Below are 3,211 nucleotides of genomic sequence, written 5' to 3'. Positions count from 1 at the left end.
AGGCCGCCTTGTCGAGCGGCTGGAAGCCCATCTAGATGGCTTGCGCACAGCCGGCCCTGCCGGCCTGGAAATCGCCGAAGAGCTTTATGCCCAGTATCCGGAAGCGGGCGAACTTTTCGTCACCCGGATGCTGCGGCCGCAAGCAGCCAGCATGCACATACGCGACCTGAATTTGGATCAGGTGCGGTCCTATCTTGCGACGCAAGGACGATAATCCGTCTCAAATCTTTCGCATTCAATCGAACTTTATCCCCGCCCATGTCTCGCCATTGAAGCGGATGGCGATCTTGTCGCCGAAACTAACCATGTGGTGCTCATCGGCGACCAAACCGTAGCTGACGACGGTTGGTTTGACGGATTGCAAACCCGTTTTCTCGTCGTATTTCAGAACTCCGTCTCGGCTGCCGGCAATGTAGATCCCGCCTTTGAACAGGCATATCCCATGCAGGTTGGTTTCGGTCAGCCGCAGTTCTTCCCAATCATCGCCGCGGCCACGGAAGAGCGCTCCTCCTTCGCCACACACCCATACGGTCGAGTCCGGCGTGGCAAACGTTGCTGTCAGGCGCCGGTTGGTAGGCAATTCGATGCGCTGCCAACGCGAGTCGGTCCTTCGCCAGAAGTGACCGGCTTGACCACAGACGTAGAGCGATCCGTCGGCTGCCTTTGATGCACCGTAGAGACGGTCGCCGAGCGGATCGGAGATCGCCGTCCAGGTTTTGCCGTTCCAGAGAAAGACTACGCCTGCATCGCCGACAGCGTAGACTTCTTGGTCCGAAAGGCCCCAGACAAAGGTGATGGCCCGTCCCTCCGACACGATCCGCGAAGTCAACCCGGATTCGGCGGACTCGTGCACCTCGCCCGAATCGTCGGCGATGTAGAGAATGCCCTTGTCGCTCCTCCAGAAATGAGTAAGCCAGGTGTGCAACTCCAGAATCTTCGCCCTGTTGGGCGTGGTCCCAGCACCGAGAAGATTGGTTACCCGAAAGATCTTCGACCAATAGTCCTCAGAATCGGTCTGCACGACCAGCGCGAGCAGCGATTCCTGATATTCCGGCGATGCGCAGTCACAGCTTGCGAAAAATTCGGTCATTGTCGTCCTCTTAACTGATGCCTGCAGCGCCGGGATCGGCAGGCGCGGCGTAGGATTTATGCGGAATTTTCACTGGGGTATCGTCATCCATCCCCAGGTCATCCTTGAAATATTTGTCGCACTCGACGCGCAAGCAACCCACGGCAGGATGCTCCTCGCCATTTGGACCGTCGTCGATTCGTGGTTTGAGGGCATCCTTCATCGCATCGAGATTGTCCTCCCGTGCATCTTTGTAGGTAGGATTCCAATTCGCGTCCGCTTTCCGCTTGGCAACCCAGTCACGCTTGGATTGCCGCTGCGATGCCGATTTTTCGCCGTGTTCAGTGCTCCGTCGACTTGCATCTTTCAGACATACGCAGGGCGCCTTGTTGATGTCGTAGGCTTTGTTCGGCCCTGCGGTCGGGATAGCCTCACCGAGGCGACCATCAGTGAAGCAGGCCGTCTGGATGATGTGGTCGGACTGCTCGAATGTAGCCTTGTTCGATCCTCCGGCACGATCTTCAGCCTCGCAGGGGCTGTCTTCATGCTTGTGAAACTTGAGCCCGAGAGCGGCCAGTATCTCGGCGCACGACGCTGTTGCCGGATTGACGCCGGCAATATGTGGCCAAGGCGGCGCGTTCGGCGGATCGGAAGCGTGGTTGTTGGTGGCGAGATCCGTCATGCGAATGACTGGTTCGCCGTCGAATTTTACGTTCGGCGACCATGACTTGAAGAACTCCTTACCAGTGTTCTTCGAAGTGATTACTCCCTTCTTGGCGGCGCAGCCGGCTTCCGTGCCGCTGGTTTTCGACAAATCCGACTTGTTCTTGATGTTGACCGTCTTGCCGCCGATTTTGACCGTTCCAGTACCATCTTCCGTATCGGAAGCCATGCCGAAACTGGGATAGGGAATCGGAACGCCGGGCGGCGTTGCGGGGTTTTCAGGCGGCGTGAAGCAAACGTCGGGAAAAGCCGCGATCGTCTTTGCGTCGACCGACTTTCCTGAAATCTCAAGGCCGTTTGCAAATACATCCGACATCAGGCCGCTCTTGCCAGGAAGACTGCGGCCCCGCAGGCACCAGAATCATTGGATGCGTCTATCAGTACCGGATTGCCGGCCGCATAGCCCTTGCGGGCTGCGGTATGTGCCATTCCCAACATGATCGGAACGACTGCCGCCCCCACATTGCCCAAGGATTCCCCCGGTGACCAAAGGTCCTGGAATTCGTTGCGGACGCGCTGCACACGTTGTGCTGCAAAGGCGTTTTGCTTGAACCAATACTGCTCGCCAATCAGGTCCGATATGCGGTATCCGATCAGACCCAGATCGATCCCTGTCTCTTTCAAGGCAATCCTATAGGCTTCAGCGAGGCCATCGCCCCGCAACGGCAAATCTTCTCGATTGTAGATGAAAGCCTTCTCGCGGGCCAATCCCAAACCCCTAAGTCGAAAGCCGCCTTTGTTGCCGCGCGCACACAACACGGCTGCTGCTGCTTCGCCTGGTATGAAGCCATTCGGATTGTCCGGGCTAAGCAGACGCGACTGGCCACCATAATGCGAAATGGCATCTGTGCTAAGATAGCTGTCAACGCCGACGATCATGACATAGGGCAACTCGTCCGACGCGAGAAATTTCCGTGTATGTTCAAGCGCGACGTGTCCGGACGGACGGCCATGCGCTATCACGCGCGAGCGGGAATGAGGGGCGACTTCGACCATCTCGGCGATTCTCCTCAACAGCCGTAGAGGATCGCGGATCGGGCGGCCTGGGCGATTGTCTTCGGCTAGGCATAAGATTAATGCCGTTTGACCTCGCGCCTCGGGTCTACTTTCAAAGGCTTCGCAAATAGCGCCGGCTGCAAGGTGCGCCATGCGCTTTTCGCCGATCCAGTTGCGCGGCAGCAGAACAGGTGCGCCTATCTGCGGCGCCCCGCCCCGCCCTATGAAACCGGTTTCCTGGAAACCGTCGAGTCGCGCGCGCATCGCAGCGCAGGCAGACGGCGCGTCGAGTCCTACCGCGGTCACCATGCCGACCGAGATGATATCGATCGCGGCGCTCATGCGTCCTCGGCCTCTTCTTTCGGCGCTGTGCCGGTGGCCCGGACATAGCTGCGGCCGGTGGCGCGCGCCCGCAGCATGGAT

Annotated in this window: 3 protein-coding genes and 1 pseudogene; 1 reads left to right on the top strand and 3 read right to left on the bottom strand. The window is 58.5% G+C overall.

From position 1 onward, the window contains the following. Positions 1-214: pseudogene (locus EN932_RS32310) on the top strand (hypothetical protein); the annotation flags it as partial. Between the two features lie 21 nt (positions 215-235). Here EN932_RS32310 and EN932_RS32305 read toward each other — a convergent pair. Genes EN932_RS32305 through EN932_RS32295 form a run of 3 tightly spaced genes read right to left on the bottom strand, consistent with a single transcriptional unit; the run spans position 236 to position 3,130 of the window. Further along, the gene (locus EN932_RS32305; protein WP_127367056.1) at positions 236-1,090 is read right to left on the bottom strand and encodes a hypothetical protein; all 855 of its coding nucleotides are present in this window, start codon (positions 1,088-1,090) and stop codon (positions 236-238) included. A gap of 10 nt (positions 1,091-1,100) precedes the next feature. After that, positions 1,101-2,108: a PAAR-like domain-containing protein gene (locus tag EN932_RS32300; RefSeq protein WP_128338019.1), complete on the bottom strand. Its 1,008-nt coding sequence runs from the start codon at positions 2,106-2,108 to the stop codon at positions 1,101-1,103. Further along, a complete protein-coding gene (locus EN932_RS32295; RefSeq protein WP_127367054.1) occupies positions 2,108-3,130 on the bottom strand; it encodes a 3-oxoacyl-ACP synthase in 1,023 nt (340 codons plus the stop codon). The genes EN932_RS32300 and EN932_RS32295 overlap by 1 nt, the downstream gene beginning before the upstream one ends. Positions 3,131-3,211: the final 81 nt, after the last annotated feature.

Source organism: Mesorhizobium sp. M7A.F.Ca.US.002.01.1.1, from assembly GCF_004022955.1.
GTDB classification, from domain to species: domain Bacteria; phylum Pseudomonadota; class Alphaproteobacteria; order Rhizobiales; family Rhizobiaceae; genus Mesorhizobium; species Mesorhizobium ciceri.
Note: the sequence above shows the minus strand (reverse complement) of the source record. Positions and strands in the feature narration are given on the sequence as shown.